General features: G+C 59.1%; 21 protein-coding genes. 10 read left to right on the top strand and 11 right to left on the bottom strand.

Features of this window, described 5'->3' with window-relative positions; genetic code table 11:
• Positions 1 to 31 precede the first annotated feature (31 nt).
• The 4 genes from ACQZ48_RS01275 to ACQZ48_RS01260 form a co-directional block, all read right to left on the bottom strand.
• Positions 32 to 1,060, bottom strand: a complete 1,029-nt coding sequence (locus ACQZ48_RS01275; protein ID WP_142911925.1) for an ABC transporter ATP-binding protein — start codon at positions 1,058 to 1,060, stop codon at positions 32 to 34.
• A 10-nt stretch (positions 1,061 to 1,070) separates the two neighbouring features.
• Positions 1,071 to 1,904, bottom strand: a complete 834-nt coding sequence (locus ACQZ48_RS01270) for a carbohydrate ABC transporter permease (protein WP_045018509.1) — start codon at positions 1,902 to 1,904, stop codon at positions 1,071 to 1,073.
• Entirely contained in the window at positions 1,901 to 2,875 is a 975-nt protein-coding gene (locus tag ACQZ48_RS01265; RefSeq protein ID WP_077985000.1) for a carbohydrate ABC transporter permease, read from the bottom strand. The genes ACQZ48_RS01270 and ACQZ48_RS01265 overlap by 4 nt, the downstream gene beginning before the upstream one ends.
• A gap of 64 nt (positions 2,876 to 2,939) precedes the next feature.
• Positions 2,940 to 4,205, bottom strand: coding sequence for an ABC transporter substrate-binding protein (locus ACQZ48_RS01260; RefSeq protein ID WP_077984999.1), 1,266 nt, complete (start codon positions 4,203 to 4,205; stop codon positions 2,940 to 2,942).
• Between the two features lie 268 nt (positions 4,206 to 4,473).
• Between ACQZ48_RS01260 and ACQZ48_RS01255 the strand changes: the two genes are divergently transcribed.
• Both ACQZ48_RS01255 and ACQZ48_RS01250 read left to right on the top strand, forming a co-directional pair.
• A complete protein-coding gene (locus ACQZ48_RS01255) occupies positions 4,474 to 5,487 on the top strand; it encodes a substrate-binding domain-containing protein (RefSeq protein WP_077984998.1) in 1,014 nt (337 codons plus the stop codon).
• 174 nt (positions 5,488 to 5,661) lie between these two features.
• Positions 5,662 to 5,859 carry a hypothetical protein gene (locus ACQZ48_RS01250; protein ID WP_077984997.1) on the top strand — a complete coding sequence of 66 codons (198 nt, stop codon included), beginning with the start codon at positions 5,662 to 5,664 and terminating at the stop codon, positions 5,857 to 5,859.
• Between the two features lie 400 nt (positions 5,860 to 6,259).
• Here the strand turns inward: ACQZ48_RS01250 and ACQZ48_RS01245 are convergent, their stop codons facing one another.
• A complete protein-coding gene (locus ACQZ48_RS01245) occupies positions 6,260 to 6,832 on the bottom strand; it encodes a DNA-3-methyladenine glycosylase (RefSeq protein WP_077984996.1) in 573 nt (190 codons plus the stop codon).
• 97 nt (positions 6,833 to 6,929) lie between these two features.
• Here ACQZ48_RS01245 and ACQZ48_RS01240 point away from each other — a divergent pair, with 97 nt between their 5' ends.
• The 4 genes from ACQZ48_RS01240 to ACQZ48_RS01225 all read left to right on the top strand — a co-directional run bounded on the left by ACQZ48_RS01240 (position 6,930) and on the right by ACQZ48_RS01225 (position 10,132).
• On the top strand, positions 6,930 to 7,313 hold the full coding sequence (locus ACQZ48_RS01240; RefSeq protein WP_162520334.1) for a hypothetical protein: 384 nt from the start codon (positions 6,930 to 6,932) through the stop codon (positions 7,311 to 7,313).
• Positions 7,310 to 8,095, top strand: a complete 786-nt coding sequence (locus tag ACQZ48_RS01235) for an SDR family oxidoreductase (RefSeq protein ID WP_448728401.1) — start codon at positions 7,310 to 7,312, stop codon at positions 8,093 to 8,095. The genes ACQZ48_RS01240 and ACQZ48_RS01235 overlap by 4 nt, the downstream gene beginning before the upstream one ends.
• A 176-nt stretch (positions 8,096 to 8,271) precedes the next feature.
• A complete protein-coding gene (locus ACQZ48_RS01230) occupies positions 8,272 to 9,327 on the top strand; it encodes a L,D-transpeptidase family protein (protein ID WP_165691335.1) in 1,056 nt (351 codons plus the stop codon).
• 19 nt (positions 9,328 to 9,346) lie between these two features.
• The gene (locus tag ACQZ48_RS01225) at positions 9,347 to 10,132 is read left to right on the top strand and encodes a L,D-transpeptidase (protein ID WP_137411622.1); all 786 of its coding nucleotides are present in this window, start codon (positions 9,347 to 9,349) and stop codon (positions 10,130 to 10,132) included.
• A gap of 56 nt (positions 10,133 to 10,188) precedes the next feature.
• On the opposite strand, the gene aptA is transcribed toward ACQZ48_RS01225, so the two are convergent.
• Positions 10,189 to 11,523 (bottom strand): omega-aminotransferase AptA, encoded by a 1,335-nt coding sequence (aptA, locus tag ACQZ48_RS01220; protein WP_448728400.1) that lies wholly within the window; start codon positions 11,521 to 11,523, stop codon positions 10,189 to 10,191.
• A gap of 145 nt (positions 11,524 to 11,668) precedes the next feature.
• Between aptA and ACQZ48_RS01215 the strand changes: the two genes are divergently transcribed.
• From ACQZ48_RS01215 to ACQZ48_RS01200, 4 genes are all read left to right on the top strand, one after another.
• Entirely contained in the window at positions 11,669 to 12,217 is a 549-nt protein-coding gene (locus tag ACQZ48_RS01215) for a cupin domain-containing protein (protein WP_173990752.1), read from the top strand.
• A 618-nt stretch (positions 12,218 to 12,835) separates the two neighbouring features.
• Positions 12,836 to 13,516 carry a sugar transferase gene (locus ACQZ48_RS01210; protein ID WP_077984348.1) on the top strand — a complete coding sequence of 227 codons (681 nt, stop codon included), beginning with the start codon at positions 12,836 to 12,838 and terminating at the stop codon, positions 13,514 to 13,516.
• Positions 13,517 to 13,710: 194 nt separating this feature from the next.
• The gene (locus ACQZ48_RS01205) at positions 13,711 to 14,967 is read left to right on the top strand and encodes a polysaccharide biosynthesis/export family protein (protein ID WP_077984347.1); all 1,257 of its coding nucleotides are present in this window, start codon (positions 13,711 to 13,713) and stop codon (positions 14,965 to 14,967) included.
• 7 nt (positions 14,968 to 14,974) lie between these two features.
• Positions 14,975 to 16,243 carry an O-antigen ligase family protein gene (locus ACQZ48_RS01200; RefSeq protein WP_173990750.1) on the top strand — a complete coding sequence of 423 codons (1,269 nt, stop codon included), beginning with the start codon at positions 14,975 to 14,977 and terminating at the stop codon, positions 16,241 to 16,243.
• On the opposite strand, the gene ACQZ48_RS01195 is transcribed toward ACQZ48_RS01200, so the two are convergent.
• From ACQZ48_RS01195 to ACQZ48_RS01175, 5 genes are all read right to left on the bottom strand, one after another.
• Positions 16,240 to 16,734, bottom strand: coding sequence for a hypothetical protein (locus tag ACQZ48_RS01195; protein ID WP_003523808.1), 495 nt, complete (start codon positions 16,732 to 16,734; stop codon positions 16,240 to 16,242). The two genes, ACQZ48_RS01200 and ACQZ48_RS01195, sit on opposite strands and share 4 nt — an antisense overlap.
• A gap of 85 nt (positions 16,735 to 16,819) precedes the next feature.
• A complete protein-coding gene (locus tag ACQZ48_RS01190) occupies positions 16,820 to 18,178 on the bottom strand; it encodes an HlyD family type I secretion periplasmic adaptor subunit (RefSeq protein WP_077984345.1) in 1,359 nt (452 codons plus the stop codon).
• 8 nt (positions 18,179 to 18,186) lie between these two features.
• Positions 18,187 to 20,394: a type I secretion system permease/ATPase gene (locus ACQZ48_RS01185; protein WP_374637995.1), complete on the bottom strand. Its 2,208-nt coding sequence runs from the start codon at positions 20,392 to 20,394 to the stop codon at positions 18,187 to 18,189.
• An 81-nt stretch (positions 20,395 to 20,475) separates the two neighbouring features.
• Positions 20,476 to 22,494, bottom strand: a complete 2,019-nt coding sequence (locus ACQZ48_RS01180; RefSeq protein WP_448728399.1) for a hypothetical protein — start codon at positions 22,492 to 22,494, stop codon at positions 20,476 to 20,478.
• A 146-nt stretch (positions 22,495 to 22,640) separates the two neighbouring features.
• Complete coding sequence (locus tag ACQZ48_RS01175; RefSeq protein ID WP_077984342.1) at positions 22,641 to 23,609, bottom strand: fibrinogen-binding protein; 969 nt, start codon at positions 23,607 to 23,609, stop codon at positions 22,641 to 22,643.
• Between the last annotated feature and the right edge of the window lie 335 nt (positions 23,610 to 23,944).

Genomic DNA, 23,944 nt, shown 5'->3' with positions numbered 1-23,944 from the left:
ACTTTGGGTGAGCCCGGCGAAAGTTGAATGTTCAGGCGGCACCCCTGGCAGGGTTGCGGGTAAGCGCCCGGCCCTCGGCGTCGAAACGGTGGATTTGAGCCTCATCCGGCACAACGGCGATGCGTTCGCCCGCCGTGCGGCCGGTCACGCCCTCTTCGCGAACGACGACGGGTTCATCCGCGCCAATCTCGACATAGATATAGCTGTCCGATCCCAGCATTTCCGAATGCACGATCTCGCCGCTCCAGCCGTCGCCGTTGGGGGCGATGGTGATGTGTTCGGGGCGGATGCCGATGGTTTTTGCGCCTTCGGCTTCGGCATATTTGCCGGTGAGGAAGTTCATCTTCGGCGAGCCGATGAAGCCTGCGACGAAGGTGTTGACAGGGCTTTCATAAAGCTCCAGCGGCGTGCCGATCTGCTCGACGCGGCCGTCACGCAACACGCAGATTCGGTCGGCGAGCGTCATAGCCTCCACCTGATCGTGGGTAACGTAGATCATTGTCGTGTCATGCATTTCGCGATGCAGCTTGGCGATTTCCAGACGGGTGGCGACGCGCAGCGCCGCATCGAGGTTGGAGAGCGGTTCGTCGAACAGGAACACCTTCGGATCTCGCACGATGGCGCGGCCGATAGCAACACGCTGGCGCTGGCCGCCGGAAAGCTGCTTCGGCAGACGTTCCAGGTAGGGTGTGAGCTGCAGCATCTCGGCTGCCGCTTCCACGCGTTTCCTGCGCTGTTCCTTGTTCGCACCTGACAATTTCATGCCGAAGGCCATGTTCTCGAACACGGTCATATGCGGATAAAGCGCATAGGACTGGAAGACCATGGCGACGCCGCGTTTGGCGGGCGGCAGGCGGTTCACCGCCTCGCCGTCGAAGGACAGGGTGCCGCTCGAAATCTCTTCCAGCCCACAGATGAGGCGCAGAAGCGTGGACTTGCCGCAGCCGGAAGGGCCGACAAAGACCATGAATTCGCCGGAGCGGATATCCATGTCGATGCCCTTGATGACATCGAAGGCGCCGAAGGATTTGCGAAGATCGCGCAGTTGAATGGTGGTCATGATGTTTCTCCTAGCCTTTGACGCCGCCGGCGGTGAGGCCGGAGATGATGCGTCGCTGGAAGATCAGAACGAGGACGACGAGGGGTGCTGTGACGATGACGGAGGCCGCCATGATCGTTCCCCAGGGGATTTCGAACTGCGAGCCACCCGACAGGAGCGCGATGGCGACAGGCACCGTGCGCTGCTCGTTCGATGAGGTGAAGGTGAGCGCGAAGAGGAACTCGTTCCACGCCGCGATGAAGGCGAGAAGCCCTGTCGTGACGAGCGCTGGCCACATCAAGGGCATGAACACCTGGGTGATGATGACCCATGGCGTTGCGCCATCGACGATTGCCGCTTCCTCGATTTCGATCGGCAGGTCACGCATGAAGGTTGTCAGCACCCATACCGTGAAGGGCAGGGTGAAGATCATGTAGGAAAAGATCAGCGCGAGCGGCGTGTTGAAGATGCCCGCCCAGCGGATCAGTTCGAACAGGCCGGCAAGAACGGCGATCTGCGGGAACATCGAAACCGACAGGATGGTGAGAAGCAGCAGCGAGCGGCCCCGGAAGCGCACGCGGGCCAAGGCATAGGACGCGGTTACCGCAAGGAACAGCGACAGCACGACGACCGAAGATGCAACGAACAGTGAATTGCCGAGATTGCGCAGGAACGTGCCGTTGCCGATGACAAAGCTGTAATTTGTCAGCGAAAATTCGCGGGGCCAATAATTGACCTGGAACAGCGCCGAGCCGGATTTCAGGCTCGTCAGGATCGCGTAGTAAAACGGGAATACCGAAATCACCATGATGACGGCGACCAGCGCATAAAACGCGGTGGTTTTCAGGATGCTTGGCAGGGTCATCGCGCGGCTCCATCGGTGTTGACGCGCCCCAGCCACATATAGATGACGGTGATCGAGGCGATGATGAGGAACAGCATGGTGGAGGCTGCAGCACCGTAAGCGAACTTGTCGAAATCGAACAGGTTCTCGCGCGCCAGCACCGACATAGTGCGGGTCTGGGCATTATTCGGCGTCAGAATGTAGATGAGGTCGAAGACGCGCATCGCATCCAGCATGCGGAAGATGACAGCGACCATGAGCGCGGGCCTGATCATCGGCAGCGTGACGCGGAAGAACACTTTGACGGGGTGGATGCCGTCCACTTTGGCCGCCTCATACATGTCCTTCGGCACCATCTGCAAGCCGGCGAGGATGAGCAGCGCCATGAACGGCGTCGTCTTCCAGATATCGACGATCAGCACGGCGACCATTGCGGTATCCGGATTGGCTGTCCACGCGATCTTCTGGGAGATCAGCCCAAGATTGAGGAACAGGTCGTTCAGGATGCCGAATTGGTCGTTCAGCATCCACGCCCACATCTGCGCCGAGACGATGGTCGGAATGGCCCATGGCACGAGGATGGCGGCGCGCACAAAGCCGCGTCCTTTGAACTCCGCGTTCAGAACCAGAGCGACGACGAGGCCTAGCACGGTTTCGAAGCTGACAGAGAGGATGGTGAATTTGAGTGTGTTGAGAACCGCGCCCCACCATGCGGGATCGGCAAGAAGGCCGCGATAGATGGTGCGGCCGCTGCTGAGCGTGATCCAGGTGAGATAGTTCTTGAGGCCGACGAATTGCGCACCCTCCAGATTGGTCAGCGAAGCGTCGGTGAGGCTGAACCACACGGTGCGCACCAGCGGCCAGCCGGCCACCAGCGCCAGCACCAGAAATGTGGGGGCAAGGAACAGCCAGGCGGATTTCAGGCGTTCCGATTGCAGGTCGGAGCTGGCGCCGGATGCCGCGACCGGTTTTTGAAGGGCGATGTCGTTCATGGGGATATCTCGCGGTTGGGGCGCGGAAGGCGATCAGGCGAGACCGCCGCCCGCGCGGGCCGGACTACCAGCCGTTGCCTTTGAGATCGGTCAGTTCAACCTCGAGAAGTTCGAGATTCTCAGCCGCCGTGCCGTTGCCGGAGAGCGTGTTGTGCACGGCGCCCCAGAACTTGGCGGAAACTTCGTTATATTTCACCTTCGCCGCGGCGGAGGGACGCGGAACGGCGGTCTGGAAGATTGGTTTCCATGTCGGCATGAAGGGCTGCGCGTCGGCGACATCCTTGTCATCGTAAAGGGATGCGATCGTCGGCATGTTGGAGAGCTGGATCGCGCGCATCTTCTGGGTATCTTTCGACGCCAGGAATTTCACCAGCTGAATGGCCGCTTCCTGATCGTCGGAATATTTCGAAACGGCGAGGTTCCAGCCGCCGAGTGTCGAGGCAGGGGCCTCGCCTTCCGCACCGGCGGGCAGCGGGGTGACGCCAAACTTGCCCTTGATGGCGCTGTCGTCGCCATTGCCCAGTGCATAGGCATAGGGCCAGTTGCGCATGAAGACGGAATTGCCGGTCTGCCAGACGCCGCGCGCTTCTTCTTCCTTGTAAGCAAGCACGCCCTGCGGCGCGATGGTGCCGACCCAGCCCTTGGCGGTTTCGATGGCGGCCGCGGCTTTTTCATTGTTCACGGAGATATCGCCGTTGGTCTCGACGATATGGCCGCCACCGGCAGAGGCGATCCATTCCAACGCGTTGCAGGTCAGGCCTTCATAGGCGCTGCCCTGGAAAACGAAGCCCCAGAGGTCCTTCTGGCCAGCCTCGCGCTCCTTGTCCTGGATTTCCTTGGCGGTCTCGCTCAGTTCCTTCCAGGTTTTCGGCGGTTGTTTGCCGTATTTTTCCAGAAGGTCCTTGCGATAGAAAAGCGCTGGCGCGTCGGTGAACATCGGCATGGCGACGAGCTTGCCGTCTACCGTCTGCGAAGCGACGATGGAGGGGAAATGATCGCCGATGACATCTTTCGTCGCTGCGGTCAGATCCACGAACTGGTCGGCCAGCTGCGGCGCCCAGATCACGTCCGTTTGGTAGACGTCGACATCCTTGTTGCCGGCGGCAAGCCACAGCCGGTACTGGCTGAACTGTTCGCTGGACGATGACGGCATGGTGACGAGATTGACCTTGTGACCGGTTTCTTTTTCGAAGGCGGCGATCCGCTCCTTGAAAAATGCGATGTTTTTGCCGGTCGAGTTGGCGGCGATCGAAAGTTCGGCCGCCTGAGCCGAAACGGCGCCGCAAAATACGGTTCCGCACAGGAACAAAGTCTTCAGGGAAATATTCATTGTCAAACTCCTCCGTTGACGCTTCCGATTATCCTCAAAATTGAAAGCGCTTTTGACTGATGCGAGGCTCTCAAAAGCCAAGCGATCTGTCAATACTCTTTCTATTTTCCCGGAAATCGGCTGATTTAGTCTGTAATTTTCGGCGTTTGCCTTTGGGAATGATCAACTGTAAGGTTTCAGGTGAAGGAAAATTGAAATCGTTTTCAATTTTTGTCGGCTTGAAAAATCCGCGGCGGCAACGCATGCAGGGGCAAATTGGCAAAAAATTATGAAGCTCAAGGAATTCGCAGAGAAAGTCGGGCTTTCGCCCACCACCGTCAGCCGGGCGCTGGGCGGCTACCCCGAGGTGCGCGAGGAAACGCGCCAGCGGGTGATGGAGGCTGCGCTGAAATATGGCTACCGGCCGAATGCCAACGCCGTGAGGCTTGCAACGGGCAGGGCCGGCGCCATCGGCGTTGTCATGGGTCGTTCAGGCGGCGGGCATTTCTTTTCGGAATTCATGGGCGGCATGGCGACACGGCTGGAAAATGAGGAGACCGACATCCTCGTCAGTGTCACGGTCGACAATAATATTGACGAGGAACTGGCGATTTTCAGCCGGCTTGCGGCGAGCGGCCGGGTGGATGGCATCATCGTGCATTCGCCGCGCCCGGAGGATGAGCGCATTGCGCTGCTCAACCGGCTGGGTGTGCCCTTTATCGTGCACGGCCGCTCAAAAACGCCTTTCGAACATGCCTGGCTCGATATCGACAATCACGATGTGACCTATCGTCCGACAATCCATTTTCTGGAGCGCGGACACAGGCGTATCGCCCTTATCAATGGTCCGGTTGGCCGCACTTTCGTGCAGGACCGCGAGCAGGGTTTTCGGAAGGCGCTGGCGACCCACGGCATTACGCCCGATCCGCGGTTCATGATGAGTGAGCATTTCAGCGAGGAGGCGGCCTTCCGTTTCGCCCGCTCGCTTCTGGAGCAGACGCCGCGCCCGACGGCCTTCGTGGCAGGCGCGATGATGACGGCGCAGGGTGTCTATCGCGCGGCCACGCAGATGGGGCTGACGATCGGCAAGGATGTCTCCGTCATCGCCCATGACGACGTTTTTCCTTACCTCACGCCGGAAAGCATGATGCCGCCGCTTTCCACCACTCGCTCGCCCATGCGCATGGCGGGGATGCGGGTGACGGACCTGCTTTTGCAGATCATCGGCGGTCGCCCCGTCAGCGAGGTTCAGGAATTGTGGCCGGTCGAACTGATCTTGCGGGAGTCGGTCAGTCCGGCCTGAGCCTGGTGCCATAGCTCACTGATTCCACTCCATTTTGTGAACGTCGTTTGATGACGTTCGCCTTTCGTCATCTATACGTCCGCGTCGTCTCATGTATAATCGGAACAGTCACGGGCGTTATGGAACAGGGCCCGGGCCGGCGCGTTGAGAGGACGTGTCGAAGGAGGTGGACGGATGTTTGAATTTCTAAAGCTGCAACAGCAGACTGTGATCGATGACGTCGAGGCGACCGGCACCTATGCCGATGCGTTGCTCAATGTTCCAAGCCGGGAATTGACCCGCTCGACCGCTCGCGAACATGGTCACGAGGCCCATTCCCGCGACTATTGTGAAAATCGCGACGTTTCCCGCAGCGCGCTGGGTTTCGCCTGAGCCGGCGCAAAAAACCTCATTAAAACGGAACGGACGGGCCGTCTCCGCGTTTTCCCTGTACGACCCGCGGGGCGGCGCAACCTGACCGAAGGGACCTGACCGGCATTTGACCGATGGGCGAATTGGGTCTTGCGCCGCCTGACTTATTTAAGCGCGAAGGCGCTGTCCCATGCTATAAAACTGCTGCTTGTGTCCACGGTGGCAAAGCTTGGTTATCAGGAGGCCGCCATGCCAGCCGTTCCCGTCGAACCCTATCCCGAACCGCCTATGCCTGTGCCGCCGCAGCCGGATATACCGCCGGTAGAAGAACCGGAACCTGACCGGTTGCCGGACGAGGCGCCGATTCCCAACCCCGACGAAAATGACGAGCCGCCGAGGGTGCTCTCGCCTTTCACACCTTTCAATTCTCGAATTTCTTGCTGACGAAAGCCGAGCCTTTTAGCCCGAAGCGCCACGGATATTCCGTCGCGCGGCTGATGCCGATTCGTCTGCCGCTGGTAACGGCGGTGGCTTCTTTCGGCAACTGCAGGAAAAAAGGCGCTGCGTCCAACGGCGCGCCGTCCATCTCCCCAGTAATAGCCAGCGCCTGACAGAGTCTACCCGGACCAGAACAGAGAAGTTTCGGCTTGTCAGTTCCCCTTCGCAGTTTCATTATGTCTATGCCGGTCATGGGTTCGATGGCGCGCAGAAGTACGGCGGAACCGGGGGCGCAGACAAAGTTGGCGCACCAGTGAATACCATAGGACCGGTAGACATAAAGACGGCCGGCCGGGCCGAACATCGCGCTGTTGCGCGGCGTCTGCCCGTTGAAGCTGTGGGATGCCGGGTCGTCCGGATGATAGGCCTCTGTCTCCACGATGATGCCGCCGGTATCGCCAATGCGGAACTCCGCGCCGATGAGGGCGCGGGCGACATCCACCGCATCGCGCAGGAAGAAAGGCTCCTGCATTTCCGGGCCAAAGGCCTGATTCATCTGGAACCCTTCCGCTCTGCCATCGTTGTGAATTCAGGATTTAACCGTTTTCCAGCATCGGATTCGTATCGGTGCTTCCCCAGCCGGAGGGCATGTCATGCAACTTTCCACGACCTATGTAAAACGCAATAACGGGGTTATCTCCGTCGAGTTCGTCGGCAGCGACGGCGATCAGGTCTCGGTCCGCCTCGCCGACGGTCTTGAAGGGATCGACGATGCCGAGGCCATCAAGCGGGCGAGCGCTGTGATGGTGCAACTGACCGCCTTCGGAACGCGCCATGGTGCGGATGCGCCTTCGCAATTTTCCGCTCTAGGTACGGCGCAGGATGAAGCTCCGCACGGACAGGCGAGCGCTCGCACATCGAAGGATCGCGACATTCTGGAGGAGGAGTTGGAAGAGGGACTGGAAGACAGTTTCCCGGCGAGTGATCCCGTCTCGGCAACGGTCACCTCCATTGCTTCGCGAAAAGGAGGGCAGTGACATTGGTTGTTCGCAAAGTTGCACTGGTGACCGGCGCTGGCTCCGGCATCGGGCGCGCCGCCGCCCTTCATCTGTCGGCGCAGGGCTTCTCGGTCGGTCTGTTGGGCCGCACGGAATCGGAATTGAACAATGTCGCGCGCGAAATAGGAACCGAATCCGGTTCTTCGAAAGTGCTCATGGCCGATGTGGCGGATGAGGGGGCCATGCGTCACGCGGTCGCAGCGCTGGTTGAGGATTTCGGCCGGCTTGATGTCGTGGTGGCCAATGCTGGCGTCAATGGTGTCTGGGCGCCCATCGATGAGCTGAAACCGTCCGAATGGGACGATACGATCCGCATCAACCTGCGCGGCACCTATCTGACCGTCCATACCAGCGTGCCGCATCTGAAAGCGGCCGGCGGCGGATCCATCGTTATCATTTCGTCGATCAATGGCACCCGAACCTTCACATCGCCCGGTGCTACGGCCTATTCCGTGACGAAGGCCGGGCAACTCGCCATGGCGCAGCAACTGGCGCTGGAGCTGGGGCGCCACCGTATTTGCGTCAATGCGGTGTGTCCGGGCGAAATCGAAACGGCAATCGATGAGAATACCGATATACGCGGGCGGGAAAAAACGGAGGTTCCAGTTCGTTTCCCGGCTGGGGATATTCCGGTAACCGGCGGCGTGGCCGGAACGAGCGACGACGTCGCCGCGTTGATCGGTTTCCTGGCGTCGGATGCGTCCCGCCACATTACCGGCACGCCGGTTTGGATCGATGGCGGCCAAGGGCTGCTCCGATAATCTGCAGCCTTTAAGCTCAACGCCAGCGGCATCACAGGCTTGTGTCTTTATGATTAACGAATGGGTAACGTCTGTTCACGAGACTTTGTCCATGGGCGAGGTTGCCGTGTTGTGGCCACCTTCGATAGTTAAGCGTCTGCCGGAAAGGCGGGCAAATCAGGCGGGCAAAACGATCCATGGGCATGCAGGCAATGCTGGATTTCGCGGTTGCGGGGTTGCGGCAAAAGGTAAGGGCAGGGGCAAGAATGGCTGCGATCGTTGCGATCGGCGGCGGCCTTGCCGCGTGCACTTCCATGGGGCTCGATAGCGTCAAGAAAGACCCGCCGAAACTGTCGTCCAAGATGATGGCGCAGATGTCGGCCAAGAGCATGCGCCCGGAAAGTCCTGTCCTCGTTCGCATTTTCAAGCAGGAAAGCGAGCTTGAGGTCTGGAAGATCGACAAGACCGGAAATTACGCTCTGCTCAAGGCTTATCCCATGTGCCGCTGGTCCGGAAAACTCGGCCCCAAGATGAAGTCGGGCGACCGGCAGGCGCCGGAAGGTTTTTATCATGTTTCGGCCGGCATGTTGAACCCGAACTCACAATATTATGTCTCCTTCAATCTCGGTTATCCTAACCGGCTGGAATCGGCGCTCGGTTACACCGGTGAGGCGCTGATGGTGCATGGCGCCTGCTCGTCTTCCGGCTGCTACGCCATGACGGATGCCCAGGTTGGTGAGATTTATGCCATCGTCGCGCGTGCGCTCCAGGGCGGACAGGACCGCTTTCAGGTGCAGGCCTATCCCTTCCGTATGACCGCAAGGAACATGGCGGCGCATCGGGACGACCCCAACATGCCGTTCTGGAAGACGCTGAAGGAAGGCTACGATTATTTCGAGGTAACGCGCAGGCAGCCCAAGGTTTCCGTCTGCGGCCGCCGTTATGTTTTCAACAGTGAATTCGCCGAAGGCGAACCTGCCGATCCGTTGGCGGCCTGCCCTCCGGCGATCAACCAGCAGGATCCGCTGGTGGCGTCGAAACTGGCCGAAGAGCAACAAAAGCTTGCCGCTGCCATGAGCGACGGAACTTCCGCCCCGCTCAGCGCGTATGTCGACGGCGGCATGCATCCAAGCTTCCGAGCCATTTTGAAATCCAGCGGCGCCAAGGCCATGGCGTCGCGGGTTTCCGGCACGAAGTATCCTATAAGCCGCCCCGAGGCGGCGCTGGCAGATCCCTTTGCCGGCGTGAGATGACGTAAATGAGGTTTTTCAATTGAATAAGACGATGACGACCCGGCGGGGTTTCCTGCTTGGAGCAGGTGGTGTGGCGCTTGCCGGCCTTGCGGGCTGCAACACGACGACGCGTGAGGCAGCGAGGCCTGCGCCGCCCGCTGACGACCCGATGTACGCCATGATGTATGGCCCCAAGCCGGACGAACAGTTCCCGCTGCCCGAGATTCCCTATAAGCGGATTCCGCGTCAGTTCCTGCGGCAAATGGTGGCAAACCCGACGGGTGAGCGCCCCGGCGTCATCGTGGTCGATACGGCCAATCATTTCCTCTATCTCACCTATGAGAACAATCAGGCCATGCGTTACGGCGTCGGTCTTGGCCGCGCGGGCTTTGAATGGTCCGGCCGCGGCGTCATTCAGTACAAGCGGCAATGGCCGCGCTGGACGCCACCCGATGAGATGATAGCGCGCCAGCCGGAGCTGGAACCCTATAGCAGCCGCAACGGCGGCATGGAGCCGGGCCTCAAGAACCCTCTCGGCGCGCGTGCGCTCTATATCTTCAAGGATGGCAAGGATACGATCTACCGCCTGCACGGTTCGCCGGAATGGTGGACCATCGGCAAGTCGGTATCCTCAGGCTGCGTGCGCCTGCTGAACCAGGATATCATCGATCTTTATAACCGCGTACCCGACGGGACACCGATCGTGGTGACGGCGCTCGGCCCCGCACAACAGGGCGTGCCGATTAGCCAGGACGGTGTGCCCGTAGCGCAATATGGTAACGGCGTGATCGGCGACGGCCTGTCGCAACCGACACAGACCTATTGACAAGGCACAAAAAGGGCCGCGCTTCGAAGCGCGGCCCTTTTTTGTTTGCATGTTTCTTACTGCGCGCGCTTCAGCGCATCGCCGAGGATGGAGACGATATCGTCGAAATGGGATTTTTCGGCGATCAGCGGCGGTGAAAGGGCGATGATGTCGCCGGTGACGCGAATGAGCAGGCCGCGCTCGAAGCAATCCACGAAGACGTCATAGGCGCGTGCGCCGGCAGCACCGTCGCGCGATTGCAGCTCGATGCCGGCGATGAAGCCGATGGTGCGGATGTCGATGACATTGGGCAAGCCTTTCAGGGAATGGATGGCGTCGTGCCAGACATCCTGCAATTCGGCCGCGCGTGTGAAGAGACCCTCGTCGCGGTAGATGTCGAGCGTCGCGATGCCTGCGGCGCAGGCGACGGGGTGGCCGGAATAGGTATAGCCGTGGAAGAGCTCGATCTGGTTTTCCGGCCCATGCATCAGCGCATCATGCACCTTGCGGCTGGTGAAGACCGCACCCATGGGGATCGCGCCATTGGTCAGACCCTTGGCAGCGGTGACGATATCTGGGGTAACACCGAAATAGTTGCTGGCGAAAGTGGAGCCCATGCGGCCGAAACCGGTGATGACCTCATCGAAAATCAGCAGGATGCCGTGCTTGTCACAGATCGCACGCAGGCGCTCCAGATAACCCTTCGGCGGCACCAGCACGCCGGTGGAGCCGGCTACCGGTTCAACGATGCAGGCGGCGATGGTTTCCGCGCCATGCAGGGCGACCAGCCGTTCCAGATCGTCCGCAAGCTCGGCCCCATGCTCGGGTTGGCCCTTGACGAAGCTGTTCTTGGCCGGATCATGCGTGTGGCGCAGATGATCTGCAGGGATTTGCGGGAAAACGCGGCGGTTGTTGACCAAGCCGCCCACGGAGATGCCGCCGAAGCCGACGCCATGATAGCCGCGTTCACGGCCAATCAGGCGGCTGCGCGTGCCCTGACCGACGGCGCGCTGATAGGCGATGGCGATCTTCAGCGCCGTATCGACCGATTCAGAACCCGAGCCGGTGTAGAACACGCGGTCGAGCTTTGCGCCTTCCGGGCCGGGGGCGATTTCAGCCAGCCGTTCGGCGAATTCGAAGGCGACGGGATGGCCCATCTGGAAGGAGGGCGCATAATCCATGGTCGAAAGCTGGTGCTTTACGGCCGACGCGATCTGCTGGCGGCCGTGGCCGGCATTGACGCACCAAAGGCCAGCCGTTCCGTCGAGAACCTGGCGGCCGTCATTGCTGGTGTAATACATGCCTTCGGCGCTTGTCAGCAGGCGGGGATTGGCCTTGAACTGCCGGTTGGCGGTAAACGGCATCCAGTAGCTGTCAAGCGAGGTGGAATTGGATCGGTTCGGATTGTCCATGGTGATCTCCTGTTCGTTGCCGGTGATTGAAAGCTATTTTCTCGACTGAACAAGCCCTTTTCTGTCTTTGGCCAAGCCATTGAAAATGCTATAGGCTTAGACGCGGATTTTCGTTATTTCGAACAAGGGCAACGGGGGCTCAGGCATGTCGGTGGATATAGGCGGGCGTTTGCGCCATTTGCGGCTGCGCCATAATATTTCCCAGAGGGAACTGGCAAGGCGTGCCGGAGTCACCAATTCGACGATATCTCTGATTGAATCCAACACCTCCAACCCCTCCGTTGGCGCGTTGAAGCGCATTCTTGACGGCATACCGATCGGCCTTGCCGAGTTTTTCGCTTTCGAGCCGGAGACAAGCCGCAAGGCTTTCTACCGGGCGGATGAGCTGGTTGAAATCGGCAAAGGGTCGATCTCCTTTCGGCAGGTGGGTGAGAATGTCTTCGGCCGCAGCCTGCAGATCCTCAAGGAATGTTACCAGCCGGGGGCGGACACCGGCAAGGTGCCGTTGGTTCACGATGGCGAGGAGGGGGGCATCATCCTCTCCGGGCGTCTGGAAGTGACGGTCGATGAGGAAAGGCGGGTGCTGGGGCCGGGCGACGCCTATTATTTCGAAAGCCGCAGGCCGCACCGCTTCCGCTGCGTCGGCCCCGTGCCCTGTGAGGTCATCAGCGCCTGCACGCCACCGACCTTCTGATTCCCGCCATATCCGGTGGTTTGTGGCACCGGTGATAGGGTGAAATCCCGCCGGGCGAAGAAAAAACGCCACGAGCTACGGCAATTTTGCGTGGCTGCTATGACGGGAATGCGGTTCCTCGCCACGCTTTTGCCGTCTTTGCGCCCTCCTTGCGATTTTTCCATCGCTTTTTATTGGCGTAGCGACAATGACGGGCAAAAAATCCCGGCCAATATGTCAAATTTTATATGCATTGCCAAAATCTTGCTGCGATGCAAAAAACTTTAATAGTCTTTTCGAGAGATGCCTTTTCTTGGCGTTCCTGTCCCATCTGCGCAAGTCATAAGAAACATATAAGAAAAGACCGCCGAAGGTCCAAAACCCAATACATGGCGCGGCACTACCCATGCTCTCAACACATGGCCATCGGCGCATTTGTTGCTTTTTTATGCAACCGTTAATATTGCTCGGACGTTGATCGGCCGTTCGCGCAAGAAATCGCATAGACGGTTATGGCCAATGTGCCTTACAAAAAATCCATTAGCATCAAATTCCGAACACAGACTTGTTATCTCCTTTAGACGGAAAGACGCGCCTCCGGGCACCGACCAATCGCAAAACATAAATGGAGTTCTCTCTATGAAGTCCGCGACCCAATCGGCTGAACAGACACTCAGCAGCTCCGAAGATTTCGATGTCAGTTTCCCTATCGGGGGCATCGCAAAACGCAGCTTCGATATGACATCGGCTGCGCTTGCGCTGCTCATCTTCAGCCCGATATTCCTGTTGATCGCCGTGCTGGTGAAGTTGTCCGATCCCGGCCCGATCTTTTATGGTCACCGGCGTGTGGGGCATAATGGCCGCTACTTCCATTGCCTGAAATTCAGGACGATGGCGATGAACGGTGATGAGATTCTCCGGCAATATCTTGCGGCCAATCCGGAAGCGGCCGAAGAATGGCGCGCCACCCGCAAGCTCAAGAACGACCCGCGGGTTACTGCCGTCGGCGCCGTGTTGCGCAAGCTCTCGCTCGACGAACTGCCGCAGCTTCTCAACATCATCCGCGGCGAAATGAGCGTGGTTGGCCCACGCCCGGTCGTCGATGAAGAACTGAGTTATTATGAGAGCGCCGCCGCTTATTATCTCAGCACCCGCCCGGGCCTGACCGGCCTGTGGCAGATCAGCGGCCGCAACGACGTATCCTACAAGACACGCGTCGCTTTCGACACGCACTATGTGCAGAACTGGTCGATGCGTCAGGATGTCTTCATCATCGTCAAGACCATACCCGCCGTGTGCCTTTCACGCGGAAGCTACTGAAAACCGATATTGAGTTCGGCTTTATCGATCTTCGTTTCGACACGCACCCCGACCGGGATCCCAAGTCCGGTCTTTGGGTGCGTCATTGGTGCTAATCATACCGGCCGCTTTTCGCGGCGCTGCGCAGACGGCCCTGCCCAGTTGCGCGACGGCCGGCTCGCCCGTGTGGCGATCCGCTAACAGGGAGTTTCCCGATGAACGGCTTGTCTGCCGCCCGCCGCCCGTTTGTGGCCTTCGTATTTGCCGCTTCCGTCGCCCTTTCCGCGCCGCTCTCCGCCATGGCTGCGGATGGCGCCCAATATAAGCTCGGTACCGCTGACAAGCTGCGTATCCGCGTTGCCGAATGGCAGCCGGCGGATGGCAGCATCCGCAACTGGGATGTGATCAACGGTGATTATTCCGTCGGTCCGTCGGGGGCGCTGTCTCTGCCTTTCATCGGCCAACTGGATGTTGCGGGCAAGACCCCATCGGAGGTCAGCGAAGAGATTGGAGCCCAGCTTCAGAGCAAGTTCGCCCTTCGCAACCTGCCTTCGGCCTCCGTCGAAATCGCGCAGTTCCGGCCGATCTTCTTGAGCGGCGATGTGCAGACGCCGGGTGAATATCCCTATGCCGCCAATCTCACGGTGCTGAAGGCGGTCAGCCTTGCCGGGGGGCTGCGGCGCTCGGATGCCGGGCAGCGCTTTGCCCGCGACTTCATCAATGCCCGCGGTGACGCAGCCGTCTATGACAATCAGCGCGCAAGGCTGCTTGCCCGTCAGGCGCGGCTGATTGCCGAGGTCAAGGGTGACGCGACCATCGCCAAGACGCCTGAAATGGAAAAGATCGGCGATATCGACCTGCTGCTGGCCAGCGAAAGCGCGCTGATGAAATCGCGCACCGAACGTTACACCCTGCAACTCAAGGCGCTAACGGACCTCCACGCCCTTCTGGAGAGCGAAGTCGAATCCCTGAAGAAGAAATCGGAAACGCAGAACCGTCAGCTCCAGCTTGCCAACGAGGACCGCGACCGCGTCAACCGGCTGAACGAGCAGGGGCTTGCGCTGTCGCAACGGCGCATTTCTGCGGAAGAACGCGCCGCGGAAGTGGAATCCAACCTGCTCGATATCGATACGCAGTCGCTGCGCGCCAAACAGGATATCAACAAGGCGACCCAGGACGAGATCAACCTGCGCAACGACTGGGTGGCGCAGCGCTCCAAGGAACTGCAGGACACGGAAGCGGAACTGGACAAGCTTAACCTGCAGCTGACCACCAGCCGCGAATTGATGTCGGAAGCGTTGGCGCAATCGGCAGAAGCGATCCGTTTCGATCCGTCGGGCAAGTCCGCGACGATCAGCTATGTCGTGGTGCGTGAGGAAAACGGCAAGCCGAAGGAGCTGAAAGTGGATGAAAACGCCATGCTCCAGCCCGGCGATGTCATCAAGGTCTCATCTGAAATCCTGATGCAGTGAGGTTTTTATGCGGATCGCCAAATCGGCGCTGATCGATCCCGAACTTAATGAAATTTACGGAATGGCGGCGGTTGCGCTGTCATTCTTCGTCTTCGCTTACTCGTCGCGTTTCGGGCAAATCTCGGTTCTGGCCTATTATGGCATGTGGCTGCCGCTGGTGGTGGTCGATTATCGGCGCGTGCTCGGCAATTATCCGCGCTATCTCTGGATATTCGCCTTCGGCACATTGACGGTTCTGTCCAGTTTCTGGTCGGAAGCGGCGTCGGTGACCATGCGTGCCTCCATCCAGTATATGACGCATATCGTCTGCGCGCTGATCGCCATGCGGGTGATCTCGATCGGGACGCTGACGCGCGGTGCGCTGATCGGCATCGCCGTCGTTCTGCTCTATTCGCTGCTGTTCGGCATTTATCTCTTCGATGCGCTGGATGGCACCTATAGTTTCGTTGGCGCTTTCTCTTCCAAGAACCAGCTCGGCTTTTATGCCTCGCTCGGCGTCATTTTTGCCGCCGCATCGGTGCTGGTGCTCAAGCAAAGGGGCATCTGGTTGCCGATTGCCGGCGTCACCGGGCTCCTGTCGGCCTATAGCCTCCTTGCGTCCCAATCGGCCACATCCACTATTACCACGGCGGCGGTGGTCGCGCTCATCATCGGCTTCATTCCCATCGGCATGCTTTCGCCGGCGAACCGAAAGATGACGTTTTTTGTGCTCGGTGGTCTCGGCGCATTGCTGGCGGTCGCTTCCCTGCAATTCGGCCTGCTGGACGCCATTCTCGGCATTTTCGGCAAGGATTCGACGTTGACCGGCCGAACCTACCTCTGGCAGCAGGGCATCGAGGCAGCGAAACAGACGCCGATCCTCGGCGTCGGTTATCAGGGATTCTGGGTTGCGGGTTTTCCCGATGCCGAACGGTTGTGGAACGATTTCTTCATTACCGGCCGCAGCGGCTTTCATTTCCATAATACCTACATCGAGACCGTGGTGGAAAACGGCTTTGTCGGCATGCTGCTGCTTGGCATGGTGCTTTATGGCACTTTGCTCGGGCATCTGCGCTCGGTGCTGATGCGCAAGAGCGATCCGCAGGGCGTCATCCTGTTTGCGATCTGCGCCCTGTTTGTCGTGCGTTCCTTCGTAGAGATCGACATCATCTTCCCCTACCAGATAGGCTCGTTCCTGCTTTATTTCGCGGCCGGGAAACTATGTCTTCCGGCAAGGGTTTCTGAGGGGAGCGAGCAACACCCGGCAATCGGAATGCGGTTGCAAACGAGAGCCTAGAGATAATCCGCCGAGACATGCGGACTGGCGTGGATGAAACTCCACATGTCCTTGCTGACATCGACGATGTCGGCGATCGATTTCTCCAGCTGCCCGATTTCTTTCTCGTCCATGCGCTCCACCTTCCCGTAGCGCACCTGACTGTCATCCTCCACCAGCCGCATGAGTTGCGTGCTGGCGATCTCGCCTTTTTCATCGAAGGAATAGATGCAGTGATTATATTTGTTGCGCGTCTTCGCTTCCTTCTTCAGCCGCGCCATGATGGAGAGTATGGTCTTGCGGTCCTTTGCATCGGTGGAAGGAAGCTTCGCCAGGCGCTCGATCAGATCCATGCGCGCCCGTGTGGTGTTAAGCGTCAGGAACACGACGATTGCCGCTTCCTTCTCCACTTTCAGGAGATGGACGATCAGATAGATCATCAGGCTTTCCGTGTTGGTCCACACGTAATTCAGCCTGCCGACCAGCAGCAATACATCCGACATCGCCGCCATGCCCGCTTCCCCCACCCCAAAAGAATTATACGGGCATTATATGCCGACAGGGGCTGGATTGACAGTGTAAATCCCTGTTATTTCTTCATCTTTCCTTGAAAGCGCGGGACATGCTTTCGGAGATCGGTTTGGTCAGATATTCGAAGAAGGTACGCTCCGAGGTCTGGATCAGCACGTCGGCCGGCATGCCGGGCACGGGATGGAAATTATGGACCTTGGCGATCTCTTCGTCGGGTATCTGGACGCGCACGATATAGACGTCCTTGACCTGAAGGCCGGCATTTTCCTCGATACTGTCGGCTGAAACGTAAAAGACCTTGCCGTTCAGAACTGGCGTGGTGCGGCGGTTGAGCGCTGAGAGGCGGATTGCGGCGGTCTGCCCTTCATGCAGCTGGTCGATGGAGGTTCTGAGCACCTGTGCCTCGAGAATGAGGGGAACATGGGCGGGCAGGATTTCCATGATCGGCTTGCCTGTCGTGATGACGCCCCCAGGCGTGTGATAATAGGCGCGCACCACGGTGCCGTTGACGGGGGAGCGGATGATGGTGCGTTCCAGCACTTCAGCCGCGCCGCGCACCTGTTCGCGTACGCTGTCGAGATCGGATTCGGCGGTTTCCAGCGCATCGAGTGCCGCCTGCTTGTTGGCGTTGACGGCAATGACCGCTTCCTGCCGGAACTTGGCGATTTCCGCCTCGCTCTGGTTCATCTCGCCGCTCAGCCGGGCGATATCGCCCATGGCGTCGGCGATGGCGCGCTCCAGCGCCAGCATGTCGGTCTTGCGGATGACGCCGTCCTTGGCGAGCCGTTCCTTGGAGTCGCGCTCCTGTGTCAAAAGCGCCAATTGCCGGTCGAAGGATTGTTTTTGGCCTTCATACCCCGCATAGCGGAACTCCAGCGACTTGATGTTCTTGTCGATAAGGTTCAGCTGCTCTTCCAGCTTGATGAGCTTGCTGTGGAACACGATGTTCTGGCTCTGGATGATGGAAGTGATATCCGGATCGCCGGCTTCCTTCATGACGATATCGGGCACCTTGAAGCTTCTTGCGCCCTGGGCCTCGGCGCGTAGGCGCACCACGATGGTTTCGAGGCGAAGCCGCCGCAGTTGCAGCATGCGCTCGTTGGCAAGCGCCGTCGTCTTGTCCAGCGTCAGAAGGACATCGCCTTCCTTGACCGTGTCGCCTTCGCTGACCATCATTTCCTTGATGATACCGCCTTCCAGATGCTGCACCACCTTGTTGTTGCCGGTGGCGACGAAACTGCCCTGCGCGATGATGGCGGAAGAGAGCGGTGCGGTGCCGGCCCAGAATCCGAAGCCGCCGAACGAGGCGAGCAGCATGGCAAGGCCGATCGAACTGTGCAGGCGGATCGAGCGCGGCACCTCGCTGTACCACTCCAGCTGGCCCTGGGGTTTGACTTCGGCAATGGTGGTTTTCTTTTTGAACATGACGGTCCTCAACCCTCGATTTGCGGGGACTGGTTAGCCTGGCGGCCATTGCCGGAAAGCGCCTTCAGCACGTCCATCCTTTCGCCGAACATGGCGACCGATCCGTCTTTCAGCACCATGATCTTGTCGACGCATTGAAGCAGCGCCGGCCGCTGGGTGATAGTGACGGTGGTGATGCCCTGTCTTTTGGCGTGCAGCAGCGCCTTGGCCAGCGCCTGTTCGCCCTGTGTATCCAGATTGGAGTTCGGCTCATCCAGAACCACGAATTTGGGATCGCCGAAGAAGGCGCGGGCAAGTGCGATACGCTGTTTCTGGCCGCCTGAAAGCGGCGCGCCATCGGCGGCGACCACGGTCTCATAACCCTGTGGGAAACCGGCGATCAGTTCGTGCACATCCGCCAGTACTGCGGCCTCGTAAATCTGCCGATCTTCGACATCGTCGCGCATGCGGCAGATGTTGGCCTTGATGGTGCCGGGGAAAAGCTGCACATCCTGCGGCAGGTAACCGATGCTTTCACCGAATTGCCGCTGGTCCCAGTTACGCAAATCCATGAGGTCGAGGCGCACATTGCCTGACGTGGGCAGGATGGAGCCGACCAGCATCTTGCCGAGCGTCGTCTTGCCGGAGCCGGAATTGCCGATGATGGCGAGCGATTCCCCTTTTTTCAGCGAAAAGGAAATGCCGTTCAAGATCACCTTCTTCTGCGGCGGCGGTACGAAGAGGATGCGCTCGACGTCGAGACGCCCTTCCGGGTTGGGCAGGCGCAGGCGCGGGAAATTTAGCGGCGAATTGACGAGAAGCTGTTTGATGCGGCCATAGGAGGCGGCAGATTTGTTGAACTGGTGCCAGCCTTCGATCGCGCCCTCGATGGGCGCCAGCGCGCGGCCGGAAATGATGGAGGCCGCGATCACCATGCCGCCGGTCAGTTCGCCGGATAGCGACAGATGCGCGCCCCAGCCGAGCAGAGCCACCTGGGTGATCATGCGCGCCGCCTTGGAGACGCCTGAGAACATGATGTTGCGATCTTGCGCCGCCACATGCGATTTCAGCGAACCGGCGGTTTCGCGGCCCCACATCTTCACCGCTTCGGGGATCATGGCGAGCGCATTGATGATCTGCGAATTGCGCGACATGGAATCGAGGTGGAAATTGGCGCGGCTGAGATAACCTGATGCTTCGGCGAACTGTCTCGCAGTGAAGCGCTGGTTCAGCCAGGCGATGGTGAACAGCACGGCGCAACAAACCATGATGATGATGCCGAGATGCGGATGGACGAGATAGACCACCACGATGAAGAGCGGCATCAATGGCGCGTCGAGAAAGGCGATGAGCGTACCTGAGGTAAGGAAGGCGCGCAATTGCTGCAGATCTTGCAGGGTCTGATAGTCCTTGCCGTTGCCATGCAGGGAGGCGCGGGCGGCGGCGGACAGGATCGGCGCGCCCAGCTGCACCTCGAGTTCGACGGCGGTGCGCATCAGGATGAAGCGGCGGATGGCGTCCATGAAGGCCTGCAGCAGAACCGCGCCAATGACGGCGACAGTCAGCATCACCAACGTATCCATCGAGCGGCTGGTCAGAACCCGGTCGGAAATCTGGAACAGATAGAGCGGGATGGAGAGCAGCAGGATGTTGATGGCGACCGTGAACAGCATCACCACCACCATGTTACGCCGCACGGCGGCGATGCCCTTGGCAAGGCTTGCGGCGAAATTGATCGGCTCGCTGCGTTTGTGAAAACCGCTCTGGCTTCCACCGCCGCCGCCGCCACCACCGCCACCACCGCCATTGTCCGTCGGCTCCTTGCCGCCGCCGCCCGTCACCGGCCGGCGTTCGTTTTCACGGAGCGGCCCGTCATTATTGTCGATGGTCTTGACGAAAGGCAGGTCGCCATTGTCGATCTTGGCCTGTGGTTCCGGCGGGGAGGCGGGTTGCCGGTCCCGTTGCGGTGCCGGCCTTTCCGGGGGAACATCCCGCAACTCTTCCGCCTGCTCCGTTTTTGCATGCGGTTGGGAGAGAACTTGTGGGGAGGCGGTCTGTGCAGGGGTGGAAACTTCTTTCGCCGTCTGTTCCGCGCCGGATAATTGGCGAAGGTTTTCGACGGCTTCATTGATTGCTGAAATACAGGCGTCCGTCAGTTTGCTGTCTTCCGCGTCCTGATCCAGCGGCAAGTCCAGCGAGCGTCCGTCGGCAATGGTTTTTCTAGAAATATGATCCATTTTATATCGGTCCCCTCGGTGATCTCACGGTGTTTGCGGTTCGGCCGTGACGGGACGCGGTTATCGCCCCGCCAACCAAATCTACGCCGTCACCGCCTGCATGACGTCGGCCGAATGCCCGTTCGACCATGACAGGTCGTGACCGACATTGATGACGCCATTGGATTCGTTTTCGATGGTGGCGGGATCGTCGTGAAGAAAGGCGATGACCTCGTTCGCCAGTTGGCCTTGCTGGGGTTGCGACATGTCGTTTTCGATGATGCCGCCCTGTATCAGTATGGCATCGGAATAAACGCCGCCGGCGACATAGGTGGTGGAGCCGAAGCTGTCGTAGTCGATGATCTGCGCCAGATTGACGACGGCATTGCTGCCGGTGTCGACATGGATGGTGGCGTCCTCGTTATTTTCGGCGAGCTTGGCGGCCGCCTGCGTCACATCGTCGGAATCGCCCAGTACGCTCACCTGTTTTATGATGCTGATGTCATAAAGATTGCCGGTGATGTAGAGGACGTTCAGACCCTCATAGCCGACGAAATTGACGTCATGAGCAAGCGCATCCGGCATGTTGGGATCGCGCTCGTTGATGGCGTTCACCGTCTGGTTCATATAATCCGGCATGGTTTCGAAACGGTCGTTGCTGCCGACGTTGTGAATGGCGGCATCGTTCCACAGCAGGTTGTTGCCGGACTGGATGGTGGCGCCTGCCGGTGCATCGGGATTGGCGCGCGCCCAGTCATTGTCGTAGAGCACCGCCATCTGACTGATGATGTTCATGTCCAGCACATTGCCGCCGACGATGATCAGGTCGTATTGCATGCCGATGCCGAGGAAATTCGCAATGTTGAGCGCGGCGTTCCCACCTGTCAGCAGGTTTACGGTGGCGCCCGAGGTCGTTATCGTCAGCGTGTCGTTGTCGCTGACGAACTGGTATTGCTCGATCCAGTGCACGAAGGAAACGTCGCCTTCCAGCACGCTGACGCGCCAAGCGGTGGGAAATATCGGCGGTTCGCCGTTTTCCTGGCTGCTGTTCTCCGTGTTTTCCGCGCCCGGATAGACGCTGCGCTCGAAGCTGGCGATATTGAAGGCTGCCGTCGCTGCCTGATCTTCCGACCGCGTGAAAACGGAGTCGATCTCGTCCCGGTCGCTATAGATATAGGCCTGTGTGATCGCGTCGATCTGGTGATAGTCGCCCATGACGGCGGTTACCGACGTCATGACGCCGGTATTGACCAGCGTGGCGATGTTGGCGACGACATTGGCGCCTGCGGCGACATCGAGGCTGTTGCCGGCAGGGCTGTCCTCATGCAGCGAAACATCGCTCTTTTCCGGCTCTTCTGCCGGCTTGGCGATACCGCGATCAGGCATGTAGTCGTCGAGCATCGGCTTTTCGCTGGCTACCGAGCCGTTGATATAAAGCCCGTCGATGTCGTGGCCGGCGAGAACGAAATCCTGATCCGCGCCTGTGCCGAGCGACGTCGCGTCGTTTTCGCGGGCGTGAGCGATATAGTCGTGCGCAGATTTGGCCAGCGCCTGCAGGGCATCGTAATTGTCTGTGCGCTGGAAACCGGCAAAAGGCGTGAAGGTGGACGCCTCATTGTAGAACTCGACGGTGCGCGCGGTGACAAAGCTCGTATCGCGGGCCGCATAGGGGCCGTCCGTCATGTTCAGGTAGTCGTCGTCCTGAAGAATATTGACCTGCGCCACATGTGCGATAACCGAGCCGGGACCGGTGTGAACCACCAGTTCGTGCTCCTCCTCGAACGAAAGACGGCCGGGAAAACGGAAATGGGCGGCGGAAATATCGATAGGGACGGCATTTGCGAGCTGCTGCATGTCGTATTCGACCATGCGCGCGAAATGCGGCTGCAGATAATCGAAATCATAATAACCGGCGCGGTAGTTGACGCCGGGATCGTAGTCCTTGAGCGCAACATCGTAATTTTTGTCGAGCAGTTTTGCCGCCTCATCGTCCGGCAGACGGTCCGGATTTGAGTATGCCGGGCCTTCGCTGTAGTTGCTTCTTAGGCGCGCTTCCTCGATCACCGTGTCGAACAGGCCGATGAAATGCGCAATCATGTCCGAAATCTTGTCGATATGCATCGGAGGTCCCTCCCTGATCGCTGCGGCTGACGAGGAGGCGGGCGGCACACGTCTCAGAGGCGGTGCTTCGTTTTACCCAACCTGGTCGTTCAACCGCAAGCTGCACCGGCAGGTGCCGGTGCAGCTATTTTCTCGAGAGGCGCTCGTCAGGCGCTGGTATCCTCACCGACGTCAGATACATGCGAGTTACCGCCTGTGATCGTGACATCAACTGCGTTGGAGAGCATGTTGGCGCCCTGCACCAGTTCCAGATGGAAGCCGGAATTTGCAAGGATTGCCGATGCATCCGCAGTGCTGGTGCCTGCTGCGTCGTCGCCGGCCTTGAGGTCCCAACCCTTGCCGTCCATGCCTTCGGCGCCGTAGGCGTCACCGGCATTGGCGCTCAGGTGGTTTTCAGCGCCGCCGTTCTGCATCTTGACGTCGTAGGCGATATCCTGATCCGCCAGGTGGTTGGCCTGCACCATGCTGAAGCCGGTGTCGTTGCCGGCGCCGTTGAGCGAGCCGTTGAGGATATTGTCGACATCGAGGGTGAAGGAGAAGTCGTCACCCAGATTGAAGGTGAGATCTCCGCCGGCGACGCCGAGGTTGCCAACATCCTTGACGCCCATGATGTTGCCGAAGTCGTCATCAGACTTGTAGAAACTGTCTGCGGAGTTGAAGCTGTCGGAGGTCGTGGTGGTCTTGGTGGAGGTGTCGTTGTCGGAATAGGAGAACGTCTTGTTGTCCGTATCCGTGATTGTCTTCACATTGGTATCGTTGTCGCTGTACGACTTGCTTTCATAGCTCCAGTCGTAGTCGGTTTTGATATCAGTGCTGGTTTCGGTGCTTGTTTTGACGGTCGTGTCGTTGTCGCTATACGACTTGCTGTCATAGCTCCAGTCATAGTCGTTGTCGCGATTGTCACCGTTATTGGCGTCGACATCGATCTTGGCGTCAACATCCACGTTGGTGCTGTTGTCGCTGTTGTCGTTGTTGCGGTTTTCGCCGTTTGCGGTGCCGACATTGCTGTCATCGACCTTGGCGTCATTGGTCGAGGTGTTGGCAAAACCCTCGGAAAGCGCGCCGATCTTGGTGATATCGTCGTCGCTGCCAGATGCCTTGTGATCATAACCCATTTCGATTTCCTCCGAAAAAGCTCGGAGCAGCTTTCGAAATCCCTCTCATCTAAAACGGGATTTTTATCGCGCTTGCTCCAGGTAGCATGAAGATTGATGTTTTGCAGATGCACTCGGTACGCATCATCTGCGGTTCGGTATTGGCCCGTGAACGGGCTCTTTTCGTTCAGCCCTTGTGCGCTACTCGGTAAAAAGGCGCACAAATCCGTTCCTCGCTCCAGCAGGGAGCGCGGTGGCTTCGTCTTTTTGCTTGCATGTTTTCTTGAAAAGGGACCGGCGTTTTCAAACACACGTCAAGGCCGGAGGTGTCTTTCCATCGGCCGCCGTTCAGCGAC

This window comes from Agrobacterium sp. 22-209-1 (assembly GCF_053522485.1).
This window is presented reverse-complemented; position numbering and strand designations above follow the sequence as displayed.

Coding starts and splice junctions, on each gene's coding strand:
- ACQZ48_RS01275 (WP_142911925.1), bottom strand. CDS start 1,060: ATGACCACCATTCAACTGCGCGATCTTCGCAAATCCTTCGGCGCCTTC.
- ACQZ48_RS01270 (WP_045018509.1), bottom strand. CDS start 1,904: ATGACCCTGCCAAGCATCCTGAAAACCACCGCGTTTTATGCGCTGGTC.
- ACQZ48_RS01265 (WP_077985000.1), bottom strand. CDS start 2,875: ATGAACGACATCGCCCTTCAAAAACCGGTCGCGGCATCCGGCGCCAGC.
- ACQZ48_RS01260 (WP_077984999.1), bottom strand. CDS start 4,205: ATGAATATTTCCCTGAAGACTTTGTTCCTGTGCGGAACCGTATTTTGC.
- ACQZ48_RS01255 (WP_077984998.1), top strand. CDS start 4,474: ATGAAGCTCAAGGAATTCGCAGAGAAAGTCGGGCTTTCGCCCACCACC.
- ACQZ48_RS01250 (WP_077984997.1), top strand. CDS start 5,662: ATGTTTGAATTTCTAAAGCTGCAACAGCAGACTGTGATCGATGACGTC.
- ACQZ48_RS01245 (WP_077984996.1), bottom strand. CDS start 6,832: ATGAATCAGGCCTTTGGCCCGGAAATGCAGGAGCCTTTCTTCCTGCGC.
- ACQZ48_RS01240 (WP_162520334.1), top strand. CDS start 6,930: ATGCAACTTTCCACGACCTATGTAAAACGCAATAACGGGGTTATCTCC.
- ACQZ48_RS01230 (WP_165691335.1), top strand. CDS start 8,272: ATGGGCATGCAGGCAATGCTGGATTTCGCGGTTGCGGGGTTGCGGCAA.
- aptA (WP_448728400.1), bottom strand. CDS start 11,523: ATGGACAATCCGAACCGATCCAATTCCACCTCGCTTGACAGCTACTGG.
- ACQZ48_RS01215 (WP_173990752.1), top strand. CDS start 11,669: ATGTCGGTGGATATAGGCGGGCGTTTGCGCCATTTGCGGCTGCGCCAT.
- ACQZ48_RS01210 (WP_077984348.1), top strand. CDS start 12,836: ATGAAGTCCGCGACCCAATCGGCTGAACAGACACTCAGCAGCTCCGAA.
- ACQZ48_RS01205 (WP_077984347.1), top strand. CDS start 13,711: ATGAACGGCTTGTCTGCCGCCCGCCGCCCGTTTGTGGCCTTCGTATTT.
- ACQZ48_RS01200 (WP_173990750.1), top strand. CDS start 14,975: ATGCGGATCGCCAAATCGGCGCTGATCGATCCCGAACTTAATGAAATT.
- ACQZ48_RS01195 (WP_003523808.1), bottom strand. CDS start 16,734: ATGGCGGCGATGTCGGATGTATTGCTGCTGGTCGGCAGGCTGAATTAC.
- ACQZ48_RS01190 (WP_077984345.1), bottom strand. CDS start 18,178: ATGTTCAAAAAGAAAACCACCATTGCCGAAGTCAAACCCCAGGGCCAG.
- ACQZ48_RS01185 (WP_374637995.1), bottom strand. CDS start 20,394: ATGGATCATATTTCTAGAAAAACCATTGCCGACGGACGCTCGCTGGAC.
- ACQZ48_RS01180 (WP_448728399.1), bottom strand. CDS start 22,494: ATGCATATCGACAAGATTTCGGACATGATTGCGCATTTCATCGGCCTG.
- ACQZ48_RS01175 (WP_077984342.1), bottom strand. CDS start 23,609: ATGGGTTATGATCACAAGGCATCTGGCAGCGACGACGATATCACCAAG.